Annotated in this window: 1 protein-coding gene; it reads right to left on the bottom strand. The window is 73.5% G+C overall.

The annotated features are described in order from the left end of the window. On the bottom strand, positions 1 to 761 hold a 761-nt coding region (locus tag JDV09_RS03150; protein WP_221367668.1), incomplete at both ends, for a DUF222 domain-containing protein.

The raw sequence follows: 761 nt of genomic DNA, 5'->3' as shown, positions 1-761 counted from the left end.
TGGGCGGCCGGGCAGTCGGCGCCGCCGCAGCGACAGGCCAGGTCGAACACGCCCGCGAAGACCGCGCCGAACGCATCGGCGCGGCGCTGGGGCAGGGTGCGGGGGTCGTCGTCGCACACCCCGGCGACCATCGCGGCGATGCGTTGGGCGGCCAGCGCGGCGTCCACGGAGTGCACCCGCCCGTAGACGCTGGTGGTGGCGGTCTCGTCGTCGTGTTTGCCGACGACGAAGTCGCGGTCGCGCAGCCGGGCGGGCACCCGGCGGATCGCGTCGGGGTCATAGGTGTGGATCCACACCTTGATCGCGGTGTCGAGCTTGTCCCCGGAGAGCACCCCCCAGCCGGCGGCGGTCTCGGCGAACTGCTCATCCAGGGCGTCCCACACCGCGTCGTCGTCGACCAGCGAGGTCAGCGACATGATCCGGCTCAGCACCCGCTCGCTGACCTCGCCGGCCACAAACAGCCGCCCCAGCTTGGGCAGGTGGTCGCGCAGCTTGACCGCGGTCTCCATCAGCCCCTGCGCGCGGCCGTGTGAGATCGTCAACGCGCACGCCACCTGCGCGGCGGCGTTGTCGGTGTCGTCGCAGGCAGCGCGCGGGCGCAGCGGTCGGGCGCTGGCACGGCGGTGCCATTCGGCCAGTGCGGCGAACTTGCGGGCCTCCGCGGAGGCGGCCGCGCGCGCCCAGCCCGAGATCGCGTCGATCAGCTCGGCATCGGAGGCGTCGGTGACCGCGGCCGGACCCGGAAGCGAACCATCGAACAT

The organism is Mycolicibacterium xanthum (assembly GCF_019710635.1).
In the GTDB taxonomy this organism is placed as follows: domain Bacteria; phylum Actinomycetota; class Actinomycetes; order Mycobacteriales; family Mycobacteriaceae; genus Mycobacterium; species Mycobacterium xanthum.
Note: the sequence above shows the minus strand (reverse complement) of the source record. Positions and strands in the feature narration are given on the sequence as shown.